The sequence below is a fragment of the Litorilinea aerophila genome, from assembly GCF_006569185.2.
GTDB lineage: Bacteria > Chloroflexota > Anaerolineae > Caldilineales > Caldilineaceae > Litorilinea > Litorilinea aerophila.
The window spans coordinates 17,301-37,021 of the sequence record NZ_VIGC02000044.1 but is presented as its reverse complement, the minus strand read 5'-3'; the positions used below and the strand labels follow the sequence as shown (position 1 = coordinate 37,021).

18 protein-coding genes are annotated in these 19,721 nt (G+C 65.2%); 9 read left to right on the top strand and 9 right to left on the bottom strand.

Going from position 1 to position 19,721, the window contains the following annotated elements:
- The 5 genes from FKZ61_RS22365 to FKZ61_RS22345 all read right to left on the bottom strand — a co-directional run.
- The coding region (locus FKZ61_RS22365; protein ID WP_170200163.1) for a helix-turn-helix domain-containing protein at positions 1-244 on the bottom strand (244 nt) is incomplete at its 3' end.
- Between the two features lie 207 nt (positions 245-451).
- A complete protein-coding gene (gene cutA, locus FKZ61_RS22360) occupies positions 452-769 on the bottom strand; it encodes a divalent-cation tolerance protein CutA (RefSeq protein ID WP_141612370.1) in 318 nt (105 codons plus the stop codon).
- Positions 766-1,263: a helix-turn-helix domain-containing protein gene (locus tag FKZ61_RS22355; protein ID WP_141612369.1), complete on the bottom strand. Its 498-nt coding sequence runs from the start codon at positions 1,261-1,263 to the stop codon at positions 766-768. The genes cutA and FKZ61_RS22355 overlap by 4 nt, the downstream gene beginning before the upstream one ends.
- A gap of 611 nt (positions 1,264-1,874) precedes the next feature.
- Positions 1,875-2,339: a hypothetical protein gene (locus FKZ61_RS22350; RefSeq protein ID WP_141612368.1), complete on the bottom strand. Its 465-nt coding sequence runs from the start codon at positions 2,337-2,339 to the stop codon at positions 1,875-1,877.
- 178 nt (positions 2,340-2,517) lie between these two features.
- Complete coding sequence (locus FKZ61_RS22345) at positions 2,518-3,699, bottom strand: glycoside hydrolase family protein (protein WP_170200159.1); 1,182 nt, start codon at positions 3,697-3,699, stop codon at positions 2,518-2,520.
- Between the two features lie 445 nt (positions 3,700-4,144).
- Between FKZ61_RS22345 and FKZ61_RS22340 the strand changes: the two genes are divergently transcribed.
- A complete protein-coding gene (locus FKZ61_RS22340; RefSeq protein WP_141612366.1) occupies positions 4,145-4,504 on the top strand; it encodes an isoamylase early set domain-containing protein in 360 nt (119 codons plus the stop codon).
- A gap of 105 nt (positions 4,505-4,609) precedes the next feature.
- Here the strand turns inward: FKZ61_RS22340 and FKZ61_RS22335 are convergent, their stop codons facing one another.
- From FKZ61_RS22335 to FKZ61_RS22325, 3 genes are all read right to left on the bottom strand, one after another.
- A complete protein-coding gene (locus FKZ61_RS22335; RefSeq protein ID WP_211358694.1) occupies positions 4,610-4,912 on the bottom strand; it encodes an SHOCT domain-containing protein in 303 nt (100 codons plus the stop codon).
- Between the two features lie 213 nt (positions 4,913-5,125).
- Positions 5,126-5,872 carry a hypothetical protein gene (locus FKZ61_RS22330; RefSeq protein WP_141612365.1) on the bottom strand — a complete coding sequence of 249 codons (747 nt, stop codon included), beginning with the start codon at positions 5,870-5,872 and terminating at the stop codon, positions 5,126-5,128.
- A gap of 102 nt (positions 5,873-5,974) precedes the next feature.
- A complete protein-coding gene (locus tag FKZ61_RS22325; protein WP_141612364.1) occupies positions 5,975-6,514 on the bottom strand; it encodes a plastocyanin/azurin family copper-binding protein in 540 nt (179 codons plus the stop codon).
- A gap of 459 nt (positions 6,515-6,973) precedes the next feature.
- On the opposite strand from FKZ61_RS22325, the gene proB reads away from it, so the two are divergent.
- The 8 genes from proB to FKZ61_RS22285 all read left to right on the top strand — a co-directional run bounded on the left by proB (position 6,974) and on the right by FKZ61_RS22285 (position 16,925).
- Positions 6,974-8,080, top strand: coding sequence for a glutamate 5-kinase (gene proB / locus FKZ61_RS22320; protein ID WP_141612363.1), 1,107 nt, complete (start codon positions 6,974-6,976; stop codon positions 8,078-8,080).
- Positions 8,081-8,147: 67 nt separating this feature from the next.
- On the top strand, positions 8,148-9,902 hold the full coding sequence (locus tag FKZ61_RS24365) for an energy-coupling factor transporter ATPase (RefSeq protein WP_141612362.1): 1,755 nt from the start codon (positions 8,148-8,150) through the stop codon (positions 9,900-9,902).
- Positions 9,889-10,767, top strand: coding sequence for an energy-coupling factor transporter transmembrane component T family protein (locus FKZ61_RS22310; RefSeq protein WP_141612361.1), 879 nt, complete (start codon positions 9,889-9,891; stop codon positions 10,765-10,767). Before FKZ61_RS24365 ends, FKZ61_RS22310 begins: the two co-directional genes overlap by 14 nt.
- Before the next feature lie 78 nt (positions 10,768-10,845).
- Positions 10,846-12,105, top strand: a complete 1,260-nt coding sequence (locus FKZ61_RS22305; RefSeq protein ID WP_141612360.1) for a M20 family metallopeptidase — start codon at positions 10,846-10,848, stop codon at positions 12,103-12,105.
- Between the two features lie 8 nt (positions 12,106-12,113).
- Positions 12,114-13,082, top strand: a complete 969-nt coding sequence (locus FKZ61_RS22300; protein WP_141612359.1) for a P1 family peptidase — start codon at positions 12,114-12,116, stop codon at positions 13,080-13,082.
- 82 nt (positions 13,083-13,164) lie between these two features.
- The gene (locus FKZ61_RS22295; protein WP_141612358.1) at positions 13,165-13,719 is read left to right on the top strand and encodes an ECF transporter S component; all 555 of its coding nucleotides are present in this window, start codon (positions 13,165-13,167) and stop codon (positions 13,717-13,719) included.
- 38 nt (positions 13,720-13,757) lie between these two features.
- Entirely contained in the window at positions 13,758-14,594 is an 837-nt protein-coding gene (locus FKZ61_RS22290; protein WP_141612357.1) for an endonuclease/exonuclease/phosphatase family protein, read from the top strand.
- Between the two features lie 102 nt (positions 14,595-14,696).
- A complete protein-coding gene (locus FKZ61_RS22285) occupies positions 14,697-16,925 on the top strand; it encodes an AAA family ATPase (RefSeq protein WP_141612356.1) in 2,229 nt (742 codons plus the stop codon).
- Between the two features lie 99 nt (positions 16,926-17,024).
- Here the strand turns inward: FKZ61_RS22285 and FKZ61_RS22280 are convergent, their stop codons facing one another.
- Positions 17,025-19,718, bottom strand: a complete 2,694-nt coding sequence (locus FKZ61_RS22280; protein ID WP_141612355.1) for a DUF2079 domain-containing protein — start codon at positions 19,716-19,718, stop codon at positions 17,025-17,027.
- Positions 19,719-19,721: the final 3 nt, after the last annotated feature.

Genomic DNA, 19,721 nt, shown 5'->3' with positions numbered 1-19,721 from the left:
GTGGACGCTCCTGCAGCGCCGCCTCCAAACCCTCTTCGGCAAACCGCTTGCGGATGTTTCGCACCGTCTGGGGGTTGACCTTCAACACATTCGCAATAAACCGGTCGGTCTTCCCCTCCGCCGAGAGCAACAGGATGCGCGCTCGAGTGAGCATCCGGGCCTTCGCCTCACCCTTCCCGATCAGGTCCAGCAGGTACGACTGCTGCTCTTCCGTTAACTCGATCACATACTTCTTGGATGTCATTGCTCCTTCCTCCATATTGAATTCCGTGGAGGAAGGTATACTCTATGAAACCAGTGTGGTCAAGTACTAGCATTTGGTTTCATAGTGCACTCAGTTTAGTTGAAGCAGACGGTAGATACTGAAAGGTCTGGCGGGCGGAGCAGACAGAGGTGTGTTAGAGGACGACCATCCGGTCATGCAGCAGACGTTATGGGACTCATCCTGGCTCTATCGACCGGCTGAATGGGCTTCAATCCACCGGGCATATGGTTCATAAACCGGCTCCAATGGCCAGGCATAAATGGCCGGCAGTTCATAGGAGTGCAACGCACGGATGGCCTCTTCCAGATCCGCGTAACGCTCGGCCACTGTTTTGAAGATGACCCGATATTCCACTTCGTTCTGGACCTTCCCTTGCCAGTGGTAGAAGCTTTCCACCTCACTGATATGGGCACAGGCTGCCAGTTCCCGTTCTACCAATGTACGTGCCAGGGTCTGGGCCTCAGTTCGACTCCCGACTGTGGTCACCACTGCGATACAGGTCATGGCTTCACTCCTGGATCTTCCTCTTTGTCTCCCCCGAAAGCTCCGGACTCCGAAGACGCCTGTCCGGTTTGCTGGGCCAACGCTTCCACAAATTGGAGCAAGGAATTCTGGAGCCCCTCGGGCAGCCGCCGGAAATGCGCCAGCAAGGTCCGTTCCGCATCAGTGAACGTTTGGTATGGCACCCCTCCCTCCTGGAGCACCCGCCCCGCCCCTTCAACCGGCCGCGGATCGTCGGTCAGGCCCAGCAGATAGTCCGTGGTGGTACCATATCGCCGTGCCAACCTGGCCAATAAGGGCCAGACATTGGGCGCGTTTTCTCCCCGCTCCAGGCCCGAAAGATAGGAGGGACTGATCTGCTCTTGCCTGGCCACGGCACGAATCGACAATCCCTGTTGCTCCCGCATCAGACGTAATCGTTCTCCTGTAATATTCACATGACTATTGTATCTTAAAAAAGATGAAGGGACACATCCTGTCCAGCGCGCCAAACACATCGCTCTCCAAACGGGCAACGACCAGTCCGTTCATTTGACAATCGGACGCCATTTGTGTACACTAGCCACCCAGTGGACGCTAATGATGAACGACCTCCACAGCATCAGGCCATCGTTTTCATTTAAAACAACCTAAAACCATCACCTAAAACCATATCAGTGTCCCCCGGAGAGTAACATGGCCGTCATCTGGAAAGGGCATGAGGGGCAAAGACACTCCTGGCGGATGGAGAGTCGGGATGCTTCTTCGCTCCGTTCTTTTGCCCCCGCTGCAGAAACCACCTACCTTCAGGAACGACTGCGATATCGACGCCTCCTGGCTGTCTATCACTCATCACCCGCCCCTCCTCGTGCCCCCACAAGCAACCGTTCTACCTGAGTTTTCGGTACGATTGTTTCAGTACGATAGTGTTTCAGTACGAGAGCCAAGCTCCAGTCCGCCTATCCACAAAAACCGGGTCTTGAGTAGCCATGTGCTGCTCAAGACCCGGTTTCGCAGAGATCCTCCACGGGGAGGGGGTGCGGCTATTCAGTGTGGCGCACGTATCACGACAGAAATCCGATGGCAGCACCCCCGGTGGCAACCCGTGGCGCCTTTCTATCGAAATTGACTATGATATTTCTGCTACGACGAATACTTCATGATCTAAAATAGAGGGGACAGTCCACTGGGCCCATCCATCTATCACAGCAGTGTCTATTGGTTCACCCCGAACCAAAGATTGCACGGTGACCTGGGCTGTACCATCCGGTAATCGCAGATGAACTCGATACGGGCCGGTCTCCACCAGCTGATCCACGGGAATATAACCAGCGGCCGTGAGGTTGACCAGGTGCACAATCAGGCGTCCCGGCTGCCGGTATAGGTGACAATCCAACAGGCCACTCCCCTCTACGATCAGGGGGCGGGCATCCCCGTCGGCCCAGCGCACCAGATTGGCCAGCAGATCTCCATGATCTGGCAGGCGATATCGGGCAAAGCAGCGATCCAGATCGGCAGCCAGGTAGGCCACCCGGCCGCCATCCGCGGCCCGATTCAACACCAGCGCTGGCTGCCCAGTGGTCGCCGTTCGCATCCAGGCCGTCTCCGGGGGATAGATGGGAAGGGGGATAGATGGGAAACGGGGGGATGATGGTCAGTGCCTCTGCCCGCAGGACAATGAGATTGTGGCGCAGGCTGTCGCCAACATCTGAAGCTGGAAGCATAGGCCTCCTCCTTCCATGGACGAACCGGGCCACCGATTGTCTGCCCCCTCACGGCCCGGCAAATTCCTCCAGATAGGCCGCCAGGGCCAGCATCAGGCCGGTGGGCTGTCCGGCCCGGGTGAAGAGATCCCCGGTGGGGTAGAGATCGTAACCGGTGCTGAACCACACCCACCGCTGGACCAGCCGCTCTTCGTCTGCGGCATACCCCAGTTCCGGATCCCGAAGCTGGCGGAAGAGGTCGAAGCTCCCCAAGAGAAAGCGCCGCACCACCTCCGGCGAGAAGCCATATTCCGCCGGCATCAGGATGCCGTACTCGGTGACCCACAGGGGCTTCTGCTGCTGACCATGCTCCCGCATCCAGCGACGCATGGCCAGCACCTGCCCCTCCACCAGGGAGAGGTCATCGTGATCCTGGATACCCCAGGCCACGCCGTCCGTGACATGATCGAAGCCAGGTGGAATGTCCACGCCCCAATCGCCGGCCTTCTCCTGCAGCACAAACCCATGCATGGTCCAGACGTCCACCGGCATCTCGTCGCCATAGAAGGTCTGGTAGGCCTCCCAGATCCGCTCCAGGTAGGCCAGGCGCAAGGGCGTCACCTGACTGATCCCGCCGATGGCCACCTGGGCCGTGGGATCCGCCGCCTTGATGGCAGTGTAGGCCCGGTGGTAGGCCCGGGCATAGGCTTCGGGTGTGGCATTGTCCTGCCAGCGAACATCGGGCTCGTTGCCGATGAGCCAGGTGCGCCCCGGCAACCGCTCAGCCACAGCCCGGATCCAGGGCTCATCGGGCCAGAGCTGACCTTCCGGCGTCCGCACCATGGGCACGAATTCCATGCCCACCGCTTCGTCGAGCGGGATACGAAAGTGAATCTCCGGCATCGCCGAGCCAACCAGGGGCTGAGTCTCCGTGAAGCCGATAGACCAGTTCAGGTACCACCCGGGACGGCTGGCCGGCCATCGGTAGAGCAGGGGGGTCTCCCCATCGGGTACGCCCACACCCACCCGCCAGCGCAACGTGTACGGCGCCGGCAGCGGAGGAGGCGGCGCCGCGGGGATCTCCAGGCCGGCCACCTCGTCAGGAGAGGGCGAAGCAGGGGCAACGTCGGACACGGGCGTGGGCACCAGCGGCTCGATCGGGCCCGGGGCAGGTGCCTGAATCGGCTGACAGCCGGCCAGCAGCAGGAGAGCCCACAGGAGCAAGGAGTTCAGGAGTCCGGATCTTGGCACGGGCCCTCTGCAGGGGCCTTGACGAACAAAAGCATTCATGGCGGTCCAGATAGGGTATCAGCGATTATGTTCGATGATGTTGAGGGAGATAGCTGCCGACAGATTGACGGCTATCTTAGCACAGCCACGGTAGAAGAACCAGCCCATCAATCCGGTAGGCGAAGCAACGCGCGCTGAGCACCCAAAAGCACGTAAGCATCACCTCGGACGTGCATGGTCTGGTCAGGGGCGCAACACCACCTGGACACTTCGCACAAAACAACATGCACCCCATCAGCCTCCATCACCCTTCACCGGGAAAGCACAAGGCGTTTCGCCAGCTCAAAATTGTGCAACATGCACATGGACGACCGGCGAATGGCCCGCTATACTGACCTCAGCAGAGCCTCTACAACTCAAACCACAGATCGTCCGTCTGTTTCTCCAACTTATCCGAGGGTGTACCATGATCCGCAAACAGCCTTCCCCAAAACCTGAACATGTCCGGGTCGGCTTCGAGATGCCGGCCATCATCTGGGCCGACCGGGTTTACCTGGTCGGTGACTTCAACGGCTGGGATGTGACCGCCACTCCCATGCACCAGGACCGGGATGGGTATTGGCGCGCCTACCTGGACCTACCGGCTAACCGCCGCTACCAGTTCCGCTACTGGATCAACGGCCAATGGTACACCGACCACGCCGCAGACGGCTTCCAGGGGGACAGTCCCCATACCATCGCCAGCGTGGTGGAGACGACCCTGCCCACAGGCACCGGCCTGCCCCTGCACACCGAGAGGCAGCCCAGCACGCGCAAAGCCGCCTGATGGTCCCTTCCCCCCAGGCGGCCCTATCCGTGAAAAACGCCCGGGGCCATCCGACATCGCCAGATGGCCCCGGGTCTCTTCTGCCAGCTGATGCTTCAGCAGATGTTATGTTCCCCCGTGCGAGCCTGGAGAGAGCAGGGTGGCCCGCATCTCCAGGTATTCCTCCCGGCTGATTTCGCCTCGAGCATAGCGCTCGTCCAGAATCTCCAGGGCACGCCGGTTCGCCATGCTGCCCGACGGGCTGCTCTCCCCACTGCTCACCCGGCTACCGCTTCCGTCCCGGTTCCACAGGGCCCGAATGGCCAACACCACCAGGACGATCAGCGCCCCCCAGAAGAGCAGCATCAGAAAGCCGCCAAAAACCATGGGGCCCCAGCCCCAGCCCCAACCACCGTGCCATCCCATCATCTTGCTTACCTCCATTGTGCAAGCTTCGCGATTATGTCCGCCAGTACACTTGGACGTCGAGATCCCGGCTGAACTGCCACGCCCCCTTCTTGGCCGGAAGTCCTCGGCGGGATTCTGCCAGGGTCTACGGTCGCTGTTTTTTCTCTTCTACCATAGCCCAATTTTGTGAAGGAGGTGTGAAGGGATGATGTGATTTTGATATAGAACAGGGAACTACCGCCGCTGCCGCCGGCAGTAGCGGGCCACCTCCGCCGCGAAGAGACGGTCCAGGCGTGGGAAGGTGAAAAATGCGATGCCCCAGGCCGCCAACACGCCAGTCCACAGCCGCATCCACCAGTTGAAAGTCCCCAGATGATCGCCAGCGTAGAAGCCCGGCCAGGCATTTCCGGTGAGCCAGGCCAGCCAGGCATTGGTATCCCGGAAGCCGCCACTGGAGATGCCAAACATCAGGTCGCTGAGCAGATGGGTCCCGCCATCCAGGGCCAGAGGCAGCAGGAGGAGGAGCAAGGCCCGGACTGACAGCGGGCGCACCGAGCGCCCCCAACGCCGGAGCATGGCGTACAACAAGCCAAAAACGGGCGTCATAAAATAGAAGCTGACCATGCGGTCGCTCCAGGCCACCTTCCAGCCCATCTCCGGCGTGCCGTAGAAAAATCGCAACTGCCACGGATCCGCGGTGGGATAGACCTGCATGATCTCCGCCAGGGTGTAGGTCGGCTGAGCACCGAAGAGGAAGAGGCTGCGCTGGGGCAACTGGTGGCAGAAGGGGATGAAGAGCGTGTAGATGGCCGTCCCCAACCCCTGCCAGCCCAGGGCCATGAAAACCGGCGCCAGAAAGGGTAGGGTGACGAAAATCAGAAGAGGAGTCAGGAGCCAGGCCAGCCAATGGCGCAGGACCCCACAAACCAGACGGTCCGCCCGGCTGATGGTACGGGATTCGGTTGGATGGTAGACGGCCATGAAATGCTCCTCACATGCCCTCAAACTGGAAGGTACCCCGGGCAGGCGTATCGGCTGTAGACCTCTCTAGCCTACGGCCGACACTGCGTCTCCCGATGACGTTCACCCCTGCACATGCAGCACACCCTTCATGCCGGCCTGGAAATGACCGGGAAAGGTGCACAGGAATGTGTAATCGCCGGGCTGGCTGGGTGCGGTAAAGGTGATGGTCTCTTCCTCCCCGCCATTGAGCAACCGGGTGTGGGCCAGGATAAGATCGCTGTCGGGAATGAATCCCTTGTCGAAGCCGGCCGCCACAGCCGCCTGATCGACCTGCTCGGCCACATCATCACCGCCGTTGACCAACACCCAGTTGTGTTGCAAGGTCGTGGCGCTGTTGTGGAAGGTCAGCTGCACTTCCTGGCCAGCACGCACGGTGAACTCGGTTTTGTCGAACTTCATGTTCTCGCCGTCCGTGCCCAGGGAAAGCTCGGCAACGGCCGGAGAGGCAGTGGGTGTGGCGGCACTACGCCCCTCGCCGGCACTGGCCCGGGACCGTGAACCGCCGCATCCAGCCAGGACAGCGGCGACGAGCAGGAGCACAAAGGCGCCTTTCCCCAGGGAAACTGTCTGTTGAACAGTCTGGCGAATCCAGGTTGACATAGAAGAACCTCCCTGACCTCAGACGGTTCGTCCACATGGATGCCCTGCAAGGTGGTGGGCGCAGGGGCCCGAACTGTTGCCGTCTTCCCCACACCTTGGGGCATCGCCTCTGAATGGCCGACAGATCGGCCCAACAGACCAGTATCCTCCACATCATCCCGCATCTCCGTGGGCCTGCTACCCTTTGCCGGCCAAATCCGGGCCCCCGCGCCAGGCATGCGGCCGCATCAGGGTCCGGCCTGCCAGGCGGCCCCACCCCGTAGTGCATGAACCATCCGCCACAGGCCATCTCCCCTCTCACGGCTTAGCGACCTGGCGTAGGCCCAAACCGCGAGGCGAAAATTCTCGCCCCGGCCCCGACGCGTTGAGGAATAGGCCCTTCTGCTGTATACTGAACGCGCCTTCAATGGAATTGGAGGGCTTTTCGATCCATCCCTTGCATAGGGACGACAACAGGGTATGTATAAACGCATCGTCGTCAAACTGGGCACCAGCGTCTTGACCGGCGGAACCCGCCAGCTGGATCGGCCCCGGATGGTAGAGCTGGTCCGCCAGTGTGCGGAGCTCTACCACCAGGGGCTGGACATTGTCATCTGCACCTCGGGCGCCGTGGCCGCGGGCCGCGCCCATCTGAACTTTCCGGACCTGCCCCCCACCATCGTCAGCAAGCAACTGCTGGCGGCTGTGGGCCAGACCCGCCTGATGCTCCTGTGGGAGCGCTTCTTCGACATCTACGGCATCCACGTGGGCCAGATCCTGTTGACCCGGGCCGATGTGGAAGACCGTCAGCGCTATCTCAACGCCCGGGACACCTTCTCCGCCCTGCTGGAACATCGCATCGTGCCCGTGGTCAACGAGAATGACGCCGTGGCCACCGAAGAGATCAAGGTGGGCGACAACGACAACCTCTCTGCCCTGGTGGCCACCCTGGTCCATGCGGACCTGCTGCTCATCCTGACCGACCAGCCGGGTCTCTTCACAGCGGACCCCCGGGTGGATCCCAACGCCCAGCTCATCAGTGAGGTCCACCGGATCGACCCGGCCCTGCGGGCCCATGCCCGGGGCAGCAGCAGCGGCCTGGGTGTGGGCGGCATGGTCACCAAGCTGGAGGCGGCCAACATCGCCCGGCACGCGGGCGCCGATGTGGTCATCGCTTCGGGCAGCGGCCCCGGCGTCATCATCCGGGCAGCCCAGGGGGAGCCGGTGGGAACCCGTTTCCCCGCCCTGGAAAGCCGGCCGGAAAGCCGCAAGCGCTGGATCCTGGCCGGCCCCAAACCAGCCGGCACCCTGGTGATCGACCAGGGCGCGGTGCAGGCCGTCTGTCAGCAGGGGCGCAGCCTGCTCCCGGCCGGCATTATCCGGGTAGAGGGTACCTTCACCCGAGGCGACACGGTCACCGTGGTGGATGCGGCCTACAATGAGCTGGCCCGGGGGCTGGTGGCCTACGATAGCGCCGACCTGAGCCGCATCGCGGGGAGTCGCTCCCACGAAATTGCCGAACGGCTGGGCTACACCTACGGCGACGAGGCCATCCACCGCAACAACCTGGTGCTGTTGACCGACTGAAGCGGCAGCATTCCCCCAGATCGTTCAGGCTGCCGCTTCCCAGTTCTCCATCGAGGCTGGTATCCCTGTGGCACCCATCATTCGCGTTGAAAACGTACACTTCACCTATCAACCCGAAGGCGGTCAGCCCATCCATGCCCTGCGGGGCATCAACCTGACGGTGGAGCCGGGCGAGTACCTGGCCATCGTCGGCCACAACGGCTCCGGCAAGTCCACCCTGGCCAAACACCTCAACGCGCTGCTCCTGCCCACCCAGGGCGACGTCTGGGTGCGGGACTGGAACACCCGGGATCGCCGCCACACCCTGGAGATCCGCGCCACGGTGGGCATGGTCTTCCAGACCCCCGACAACCAGATTGTGGCCACCATTGTGGAGGAGGACGTGGCCTTCGGGCCGGAGAACCTGGGCGTTCCCCACGACGAACTGGTGCAGCGGGTGGATTGGTCCCTGGAACAGGTGCGCATGATCCCCTACCGTCACCGCGCGCCCCACCTCCTCTCCGGCGGCCAGAAGCAGCGGGTCTGCATCGCCGGGGTGCTGGCCATGAAACCGGAAGTGCTGGTCCTGGACGAGTCCACCGCCATGCTGGATCCCCGGGGGCGGGCCGAGGTCCTGGAGACGGTCCGCCGCCTGAACCGGGAGGCAGGCGTGACGGTCATCGCCATCACCCACTTCATGCACGAAGCCCTGGACGCCGACCGGGTGATCGTCATGGCCGACGGCCAGATCGCCCTGGAAGGGCCACCCAGGGCTGTCTTCAGCCAGGTGGAGCGGCTGCGGGAGCTGCAACTGGACGTGCCCCCCCTGACAGCCCTGGCCCGGACCCTCCACCGCCATCTCCCGGACTTCCCGGCCGACATCCTCACCCTGGACGAGATGGTGGAAGCCGTGCGCCGCCAGCTCAACGGCCGGCCGTTGGCCGCGGCCCTGCCTTCCCCGCCGCCGCCCACCGACACAGGCGAGCCCCTGGCCGTGGCCGAACACCTGGTCCACGACTACATGCGGGGTACACCCCTGGCCGTGCGCGCCCTGCACGATGTGAACCTGGAGATCCGCCCCGGCGAAATCGTGGGCATTCTGGGACACACCGGCTCCGGCAAGTCCACCGCGGTGCAACACTTGAACGGGCTCTTGCGGCCCCACGGCGGCCGGGTGGTGGTCCTGGGCCACGACCTGGGCGACAACCGGGTGGACGTGCGGGCCCTTCGTCGGCGGGTGGGGCTGGTCTTCCAGTTTCCCGAAGCCCAGCTCTTCGAGCGCTACGTGGGCGATGACATTGCCTATGGCCCCCGCAACCTGAAGCTGAGCCGGGAGGAAGTGCGGGAACGGGTACGCCGGGCCATGGCCGCGGTCGGGTTGGATTTTGACACCTTCAAGGACCGCTTCACCTTCAGCCTGAGCGGGGGCGAGATGCGTCGGGTGGCCCTGGCCGGCGTGCTGGCCCTGGAACCCGAGATCCTGATCCTGGACGAGCCCACGGCCGGGCTGGATCCCCAAGGGCGTCGCCAGCTTTGGGAGCAGATCCTGAAGCTCCACGACACTGGCATGGCCCTGGTGATCATCTCCCACAACATGGAGGAGCTGGCGGAGGTCTGCCATCGGCTCTATGTCATCGCCGAGGGCCGCACCGTGCTGGAAGGCACCCCTGCCCAGATCTTTGGCCAGCCCCGGCGGCTGCGGGAGATGGGCCTGGATGTACCCGTGGTGACCAGCCTGGTGGATCGGCTGGCCGAAGCCCGGCTGGTGGAGGCGGCACCCCCCATCTACACGGTCGAGCAGGCAACCCGGTGGTTAGGAGAAGCCCTGCATGGAAAACTTTGACCTGCTGCGCAACGTCACCATCGGCCAGTACATTCCCACCGGTTCGGTCATCCACCGGCTGGACCCGCGCGCCAAGCTGTTGGCGGCCACCTTCCTGATTCTGGCCATTTCTTTCAACCTGTCCCTGATCGCCAACTTCTTCTTTTTGCTGGTGGTGCTGGCCATTGCCTGGGCCGCCCGCATCGAATTCCGCTACATCCTGCGGGGGTTCATCCTGGGCCTGCCGGTGCTGATCTTCATCTTCGTCATGCAGTTTCTCTTTCTGGGCAGCGTGGAGCCGGCCGGCCGGGTCTACTTTGAATGGGGCTGGTTTCGCATCACCCGCTACAGCCTGCACCTGATGGGCATCAGCCTCATGCGCATCACGTCGTTCATCTTTCTCACCAGCCTGGTGACCATGACCGCGACCACCACAGAGCTCACCCACGGCGTGGAAAGCCTGCTCAAGCCCTTCCGGCGCATCGGCATCCCCTCCCACGAGCTGGCCCTGATCCTCACCATTGCCCTGCGCTTCGTCCCCACCCTGGCCGAGGAGCTGGAACGGCTGATGAAGGCCCAGGCCAGCCGGGGCGGCGACTTTGGCGGCCAGCGCTTCTGGCGGCCGGACAAGGCCGTGCGTGCCTACCTGCCCCTGATCGTGCCCCTTTTCCTGGGGGCCTTTCGCCGGGCTGAAGACCTGGTACTGGCCATGGAAGCCCGCTGCTACGTCAGCGGCGAGGGCCGCACCAAGTTCGTGGTCTTCCACGCCCGCCCGCTGGACTACCTGGTTGTGGCGGCAGCCTTTGGGTTGATGCTGGTGATGATCTTGTACCCATGGCCCGCAGTACGGGAGATCCTGGCCCGTTTCGGCATTCACGGGCTGTAGCGTAGTGCGTACGTTGCGTCCAAATCGTGAACTACGGACACTGGACAATCGCCGCACAAAAGACGGGGCACGGCAACCATGACCCGGGAACAGAGTATCAGACTGACTCCCCTGGAGCAGGAAATCCTCAGCCACATTGACGACGAAGAGGTGATCCGCTGGGTGCAGGAATTGACCCGCATTCCCAGCGTGTGGCGGCCGGAGCAAGGCGTGGGCGAAGAGGCGGCAGCCCGCTGGGTGGAGGCCCGCTGCCGGGAAATGGGGCTGGAGACCTGGTTCGAGGAGGTGCAGCCCGGCCGGCCCAACGTCATCGCCCGCTACGGCGACGGGTCCGGCCCCACCCTGATGTTCGAAGGACACACCGACGTGGTGACCGAAGGCGACCCGTCCCTGTGGACCGACCCACCCTTCAGTGCCACCATCCGGGATGGCCGCATCTACGGGCGGGGCGCCAACGACATGAAGGCCGGCGTGGTCTGCGCCCTGGCCGCGGTCAAGGCGCTGGTGCAGAGCGGCGTTCGCCTGGGCGGCAACATTCTGCTGGGCATCGTCTGTGACGAGGAAGGGCAGATGCTGGGCATCAAGCATTTCGTGGCACGGGGCTGGGCCGACCGGGTGGACGCGGCCATCATCTGCGAGCCGGAGGAAAATCACCTCTGCATCGCCCAGAAGGGCGTCATGTGGATCCGGGCCCAGATTCAGGGGGTGATGAGCCACGGCGCCATGCCCCTCACCGGGGTCAACACCGCCTATCCCATGGCCCGCTTTCTGACCCTGGTCCAGAGCCTGGAGGAGCGGGAGATCGCCCGCCACGGCCGGCACGAGTTCCTGGGCCAGCCCAGCATCACGCCCACGGTGTTGCAGATGCCGCCCCGGGGTGCAGGCGAACCCCAGAACAACGTCATGCCCGGTGCCTGTGAAGTGGTCCTGGACTTCCGCCTGGTGCCCGGCCAGGATCCCGACGAGCTGGCCGCCCGCATTGAGACCATGCTCCAGGCGGTGACCGCGGTGGACGAGCGCCTGGCCTACACCATGGAGGTGGTGGAAGTGCGTCATCCCACCCAGACGGACCGGGAAGAGCCGGTGGTACAGGCCCTGGCCGACGCCTACACGGCCCTGACCGGCCGGCCGCCCATTTACGGCGGCGTCCCCGGCTCCACCGACGGCACCATCCTGCACGCCTGGAAAGGCATCCCCATCGTCACCTGTGGTCCCGGCGACATCCACATTCCCCACCACGTGGACGAATGGGTTAGCATCGACGAAATCAAACTGGCCGTACGCCTGTATGTGGTGGCAGCGGTGAGGTATTTAAAAGAGGTAGGCGGTAGACAGTAGACGGTATCATGTACAACTCCCTAACCGACATCCCTGGCATTCAAGTTGGACACTGGACGAATCTGGAGGCGGGCACCGGCTGCACGGTGGTGCTCTGTCCGGAAGGGGCCGTGGCCGGCGTGGACGTGCGGGGCGGCGCGCCCGGCACCCGGGAGCTCGCCCTGTTGGATCCGGTCTGCACGGTGGAGAAGGTCCACGCGGTGCTCCTGGCCGGCGGCAGTGCCTTCGGCCTGGCCGCCGCGGATGGCGTCATGCGCTGGCTGGAGGAGCGGGGCCACGGCTTCGACACAGGCGTGGCCCGGGTGCCCATTGTGCCGGCCGCCATCCTCTTCGACCTGAACCTGGGCCGCAGTGACGTCCGCCCCAACGCCGAGGCCGGCTATGCCGCCTGCATGGCCGCCGGCGGAGGGCCCGTGGCCGAGGGAACGGTGGGCGCGGGCACCGGCGCCACGGTGGGCAAGATGCTGGGCTTCAAGCAGGCCACCAAGGGCGGCCTGGGCACGGCCAGCAAGCAGATCGGCAAGGGCATTGTGGTGGCAGCCCTGGTGGCGGTCAACGCGGTGGGCGACGTCATCGACCCGGCCACAGGCCAGATCCTGGCCGGCGCCCGGCGGCCCCTCATCGGCGGCTTTGCCGACAGCATGAAGTTCGCCGAAAGCAGCCTGGGCCAGATCCTGCGGGCCCAAAGCAGCGGCGAGAACACCACCCTGGCCGTGGTGGCCACCAACGTGGCCCTCACCAAGAGCGGCGCCACCAAAGTCGCCCAGATGGCCCACGACGGCCTGGCGCGCACCATCCGGCCCATCCACACGCCCCTGGATGGGGATACCATCTTCGCCCTCTCCCTGGGCGACAGGCAGGGCGACCCCGGCCTGGTGGGCGCGGTGGCGGCCGAGGTGCTGGCCACTGCGGTGGTCCGGGCCATCCGCGCCGCCACGGGGCTGCATGGCATCCCGGCCGCCCAGGAGTTGAACTGAACCGAACCCGTGTATAATGGAGCCATCCAGGCGTCTATTGATTGATACCCTTTTCAGAACCGTTCACTCAGGAGGGGAACCCATGCAAACCACCCAGACAACCCATTTGCTATCGGTACGGCGCATTGTGATCACCGGCATCCTGGCGGCCATTGCCATCCTGTTGGGCGTGACCCGCCTGGGCTTCATCCCGGTCCCGAACCTGTCGGGCAACATGACCATCATGCACGTGCCCGCCATCATCGGCGGCGTCATGGAAGGGCCGGTGGTGGGCCTGCTGGTGGGGGGCATCTTTGGCCTCTTCAGCTTCCTGCAGGCCACTTCGCCCCTCTTTAAGGACCCGCTGGTCTCCATCCTGCCCCGCCTCTTCATCGGCGTCACCGCCTACTACACCTACGCCTCCCTCAAGGGGCGCAGCGAATATTGGGCGCTGATCCTGGCCGGCGTGGTGGGCACCCTGACCAACACGGTGCTGGTCCTGGGCATGGCCATCATCCGGGGCTACCTGACCTTGCCAGCGGTGGTGCCCATCATCCCCCAGGCCATTGCCGAGCTGGTCGGCGCGGCCATCATCACCGTGGCGGTGGTCACTGCCTGGAAGCGGATCGAAACCGGCAGTGGCGGCTCGTCCGTCTAGCAAACCCATTACTGGCGAACCCATAGCGCAACAATTCCATGCGAGTCCTCACTTACAACATCCACGGCTGGCGCACAGCCGACGGTCAGCCCAACTTAGATCGGGTGCTCCAGGTCATCGCAGCCACCCAGGCCGACATCGTGGGCCTCAACGAGGTCTTCTATCCCCGGCGTGTGGGCGCAGAGAGCCGGCCGGCCCTGGAAGCCCTGGCTGCAGAATTGGGTATGTCGTTCGTCTTCGGGCCCTGCCTGCGCTGGCCGGTGCAGGATAACCTCCCGGCCGATGCCTACGGCAACGCCCTGCTCAGCCGCTGGCCCATCATCGCCAGCGCAGCCCACCACCTGACCCCCGTGGAGGGCAAGGAGCAACGGGGCCTGCTGGAGGGACGCATCCTGCTGCCCAATGGCCAGGCGCTGACCGTCTACGTCACCCACCTGGATCACACCGACGAGGAGGCCCGGCTCGTCCAGCTCCGGGCTCTGCGCTCCTGGACCGTGCGCGACCGCAACCGCCCCCACCTGGTGGTGGGCGACTTCAACGCGCTCAGCCCGTGGGACATGGAGCAGTGCCCGGCGCTGGCGGCAGGGCTGCGAGATCACCCCGAAACCCGGCACCTGTTTGACGGCGACAAAGGGCCCCAGGTCATTGCCCAGATGGAAAAGGCCGGCTACGTGGATGCCTATCAACGCTGCGGCCAGCCTGGACAGCAGACCTACATTCCCAGCGCCGACCTGCCCATGCGCATCGACTACATCTTCGTCAGCAGGCCCCTGGCCTCGGCCGTCCGGTCTTGCACCATCTGGCAGGAGCCCACCGGCCAGGAAGCGTCGGATCACCGGCCGGTGCTGGCAGAGCTGGACTTGCCGGCAGCGTAAGCCGGCAGCGTAAAACGTGATGCGTAAAACGTACACCGAGTTTTACGTTTTACGCATCACGCTCTACCCAATCTGGCCCAGTCCAGATGGAACGGCTCAACCATGGATCTGTTCGACCACGCCTACCAGGAACGGCAAAAAAAAGAAGCCCCCCTGGCCGCCCGGATGCGCCCTCGCACCCTGGACGAATTCGTCGGCCAGGAACACATCGTGGGGCCGGGTCGGCTGTTGCGCCGGGCCATCCAGGCCGACCAGCTGGGCAGCCTCATCTTCTACGGGCCGCCCGGCACCGGCAAGACCACCCTGGCCCAGGTGATCGCCAACACCACCCGGGCCCACTTCATCGCCCTCAACGCGGTGCTTTCCGGCGTGAAGGAGATCCGGGAGGCCATCGCCGAAGCCCAGGAGCGGGCTACCCTCCACGGCCAGCGCACCATCCTCTTTGTGGACGAGGTACACCGCTTCAACAAAGCTCAGCAGGACGCGCTCCTGCCCTGGGTGGAAAACGGCACTGTCATCTTCATCGGCGCCACCACGGAAAACCCCTACTTCGAGGTCAACAAGGCGCTGGTCAGCCGCAGCCGTATCTTTCAACTGACGCCCCTGGGGCCGGAACATCTCCGCGCCATCGTGCGCCAGGCCCTGACAGACCCGGAGCGGGGCTACGGCCAGCTTCGGGTCCGCCTGGACGACGACGCGCTGGCGCATCTGGTGGACGTGGCCAACGGTGATGCCCGGGGGGTGCTCAACGCGCTGGAGCTGGCCGTGGAGACCACAGAGCCCGGCCCAGACGGCACCATCCACATCACCCTGGAGATCGCCGAGGAATCCATCCAGCGCCGGGCCGTGCTCTACGACAAAGAAGGCGATTACCATTTCGACACCATCAGCGCCTTCATCAAGAGCCTGCGGGGCAGCGACCCCGACGCCGCGCTCTACTGGATGGCCCGCATGGTCTATGCCGGCGAGTCTCCCCGCTTCATCTTCCGGCGCATGCTCATTTTCGCCAGCGAGGACGTGGGCCTGGCCGATCCCAACGCCATCCAGGTGGTGGTGGCCTGCGCCAACGCCTTTGAGCAGGTGGGCCTGCCCGAGGGTCGCTTCCACCTGGCCCAGGCAGCCCTCTACCTGGCCACCGCGCCCAAGTCCAACAGCACCATGGCCTTCTTCGACGCCCTGGCCACCGTGGAGCAGGAGGCCGACAGCGGCGTGCCCCGACACCTGCGAGACAGCAGCCGGGACGCGGAGGGCTTCGGCCATGGGGAGGGCTACCTCTACCCCCACGCCTACCGGGACCACTGGGTGGCCCAACAGTATCTGCCCAGCTCCCTCCAGGGCAAGGTCTTCTACCAGCCATCAGACCAGGGTTACGAGGCCCACATCCGCGCCACCGTGGCCCGACGGCGGGAGGCGCAACTGGCGGCCATGCTGGAGGTGGACCAGGGCGGAGCGCCCCTGGAGATGCTCACCTTCTCCGCCCGGGATCCGGCCCGGGAACGCTGGCTGCAGCGCACCATCTCCAGCGCAGGCGCCCGGTTGGGCCACCTACGCGATCGGGTCCTGGATGCAGCCGGGCTGGCCCGGCACAGTGTAGTGCTGGACATCCGGGCAGGCAGCGGCCTGCTCACCTGGGAGGCCGTGCGGCGGACGCCAGAGGGCGGCGTCTACGCGCTGGCCCGCCGGCCCGAGGACGCCGCCGCACTCCAGCAACAGGCAGCCCACCTGGATCCCGTGGAGCGGCCCCAGATCCTGACAGGCGATGTGGGCCAGCTTCCCCAGCTGCTGGCCGATGAACCGGCCCTGCGCTTTGACGCCATCGTGGGCTACAACGGCCTGCTGGATCAGGCCGATAAAGCCCAGGCTGTGGCCCTGCTGGCGGAGCGGCTGGCGGCAGAGGGCACCGTCAGCCTGGCCGAGCGCATCCCCCGCCACACCCAGCGCCTGTACAGGCTGGTCGACCTGTCAGAGCTGGAGCCAGGGCTGGCCCGGCGCCTGGAGGAGGCCGAAGAGGCCATCTACGCCCGCCCGGACGATCCCCTGGTGAACTGGGATGCCGCCGATCTGGCGGGCCTTTGGGAAGCAACCGGTTTTGCCGTGGAGCTACGGGAAGAGGAAGAGACGGGCGAGGTGCGGGTGACGCCAGGTGTGTTGAACCGCTGGTTCACGGCGGGGGAAACGGGCCGCCCCAGCTACGCCGCGCATCTGTCAGCCCGGCTCACCCCAGAGGAAATCGCCCGGGTGCGGGAACTCTTCCAGCGACAACTCCTCAACCAGACGGTCCCCTGGCACAGCCGGGTCCTCTACCTGATGGCCCGGCGTCGTCGGACCTGATGCGCCTGGTACAGTCTGACGGAAATGCCACAGCAGAAATTCGGCGATAGTTTCCACCAGAGGGAGTGCCGCCGAATTTCTGCCGGGATTTACCAGTCGCTACTGGCTGGCACAGGTGGCCGGGATCAGGGCACAGGCCTGATCGGGCATCGGCGGGGCCTCTACCTGGATCTCTCCCACTACCCACGCATCCACCCTCTGGCCATCAGGCAATGCCAGCATAGCCCGCCCCCCCTGGACGGGATCGTAGAGGCCCACGACCACCTGTAACCGTTCCCCCGCCTGGACGTGGGCCGGCAAGGGAACGGCCCGCCAGTCGTGCAGGAACCCCTGACGGGGCAACAGCTCCGCGGCGGCCAGGGGAACCACCAGGCGGGGCGGACCATCGGCCTGGGCGACTGTCTCTCCCGCCCGACGCACGTGGACGAAGACGGTGTAGCCATCCGGCCAACGTTGCCCCCGCCACTGGATCCAGAGGTGGATGTCCCGCCCGGGCCAGACGGGTCCTTCCTCCAACCAGGCCCAGGCCTGCAGGCGCCCATCGCCTGCCTGGAAGGTCACGCTGTCGGCCGCCTGGGGCTCACCGAACAGGGTTGCCAGCAGCGCCTCGGGCGCCTCGCTTTCCACCTCCGCTTTGGATAGCCCCACCAGCCCCTCGCCCGGCATCCGCCGGTAGGCGGCCACCAGGGTGCCTTCGGTCGACTGGGCCAGCGCCAGGCTGGGAACAATGGCCACTGCCTCGGACGGCGGAATCACCACGCCCCAACTCCGGGGCAGGTACAGGGGCAGGGTGGTCACCCGCACCGTCTCCCCCGGCCGCCATCGATCCGGCGGGTACCAGACCAGGGCCGGCGGCAGCGCGTCGCTCAAGGTGTACACCCGGTCGCCGGCTGGCGTCCACACCTCCAGCTGGGGCAGGTCGGGCCAGGCCGCGGGGTCAAAATCGGGCCCCACGTACCAGCGCAGCTCCAGGGTTGTCTGGCGCCAGCGAGGCCAATCCCGGGCCGCCACCGAGACCAGGGTCAGCCGGCTTGTGTCCAGGGGGAGGTCCCCGGACGGGCGCGGCGCCCGGGCGAAGTCGTAGAAGGCGTTGGGGATCTGCTTGTCCGGGTCGCCCTTGCGCAGGAGCAGGTATCCATCGGCGCCATCCACCACGCCCCACTCCCCTGCCAGCATGGCCTCCACCCGGGCTTTGACATCGCCCGGCGCCATGTCCGTGGCGGTGGTCACATCCAGCAGGGCCCACTCCGCCCGGGAGCCCTCTGGGCTCGGCGGTTCCAGGCCGATGGGGAACTGGTAGACGAAGCGACGGTGGCTGAGATGGGGATGGACCGCGGCGGTGGCGGTCACCGCCGCGTCGGCCGGAATCTGGGCCAGGAAGCGACTGAGCAAACGGGCGTGGGTGGTGATGGGCGTGGGGTCGTAGCGTCCGCCCAGGGGGCCACGGCCGGCCTGGCCATAGGTCGCCAGGGCCCACCCCAGGATCCACAGGCAGAGAAGCGTGGCCAGCAGAGGCCGCAGGGTCAGGCGGGAGTTGCGCCAGAAGGCCATCAGCGCCATGACCAGGGGGCTGGCCGCCGGTAGATGCTGGAAGTCCGCCGAGCGGCGATCCAGCCTGCGCCCCAGGATCCGCCAGAGGCGGCCCAGCCCATACGCGGCAGCCACTGCCACATATGGCACCAGGGGCGCGCTGTAGTGGAATTCGCCGTAGTATTGGGCGGGGTAGGCGCTCAACAGGTTTGCCAGGAGCAGGGGCGCGGAGAGAAGCAGGATCTCCGGCGCCAGCAGGGCCAGGAAGCCGAAGGGGGCCAGCAGCCCCCGCAGGTAGGCCAGGCGGGCCGGCTCGGTGGCGATCTGCCAGACCAGCTCTGGGCGGGTGAAAAAGCTCCGGAGGATGTCGGCCGGCGAGTCGCCCAGGGCGCCATAGCGCTGAAAGTAGCTGCTGGCGGCTACGCCATAGACCGTGGCCGCGTGGGCCGGGACAATGACGAAGGTGGCCAGGTAAAACCAGGCCAGGGAGAGGACCATCACTCCCAGGGCGCTGGCCAGGGCAATCCAGGAAACGGTTGTGCCCCGGGCAGCCGCGCCCGACCAACGCCTCAGCAGCAGCCGCCACACAGCCCACGCCCCCAGCCCGGCCGCCAGCAGGGCCATCTCCTCCTTCACCGAAGCCACCAGCAGGGCAGCCAGGACAAACTGGTACCAGCGTCCCCGCTCCACAGCCCAGAAGGCCCACAGGATGAACGGCGCGGCCAGGGGCGCGGCGTGGAACTCGGTCAACACGGCCGACTGCAGTTGGGGGGCCAGCAGGTAGGCCATGGCCAGGCTCAGGGCCAGGGGGCGAGTGAGGCGGCGCAGGGGCTCCAGATGCCAGATGCGGGCGCCACGGTCAGGGGAAAGCAGGGCATCCAGCTGGCGCAGGGCCAGCTCGTAGACCGGCCAGGCCCCCACCGCCACGAAGAGCACCTGCAACAGGAGTAGGGCCCGCACGTCATCCCACACCCAGTAGATGGGGCTGATCAGGGCCAGGATGGGCTCCACATGGTCGGTCAGGCGGCTGGCGATAAACCCATAGTCAGTGCTCTCCACAAAGCGCCCCCGGCTGCTGTTCCAGACGGCCTGGTCGATCTGACCCAGGTCGGCTTTGTGGGTACGCAGGCCCGCATGCTGTGCCCAGGCCAGATGGGTGAAGATCCAGACGTACAGAAGCACGCCCATCACCAGGGCCGCCCGGTAGATGTCCAGGGCGTCCAGGAGTTTTCGCAGCAGACGAGCCAGGGATACAGCAGCCACGGC